This is a genomic window from Paraburkholderia sp. SIMBA_053 (genome assembly GCF_046534895.1).
In the GTDB taxonomy this organism is placed as follows: Bacteria; Pseudomonadota; Gammaproteobacteria; order Burkholderiales; family Burkholderiaceae; genus Paraburkholderia; species Paraburkholderia caledonica.
The window spans coordinates 1-245 of record NZ_JAWRXU010001446.1; the positions used below are offsets into that span (position 1 = coordinate 1).

1 protein-coding gene is annotated in these 245 nt (G+C 66.5%); it reads right to left on the reverse strand.

Annotation, left to right across the window (positions count from 1 at the left end; all coding sequences use genetic code 11):
• On the reverse strand, positions 1 to 230 hold a 230-nt coding region (locus SB753_RS40410; protein WP_410805593.1), incomplete at its 3' end, for a hypothetical protein.
• Between the last annotated feature and the right edge of the window lie 15 nt (positions 231 to 245).

Consider the following 245-nt stretch of genomic DNA (forward strand, 5'->3'; position numbering starts at 1 on the left):
GAAACGCCGAAGCCATGCTGGTCCAGCGCGCCGAGGTCCGACAGGCGGCTGCCATCGTCGAACGCCAGGTCAAGCGCAACCCAGGTGCTTGGATAGGCCAGGTCGCCTTCGACGAAACGCGGGAACAAAAGGTAGGACAGCGTGGTTGCCGGGGTCACCGGGAGGTCGACGTCGAACAGCACCTGCCAGGCGTCGCCGCCGTCGGCCTGCGCGTTTCCTTCATACGCCATGGAGCGCACCCCGGT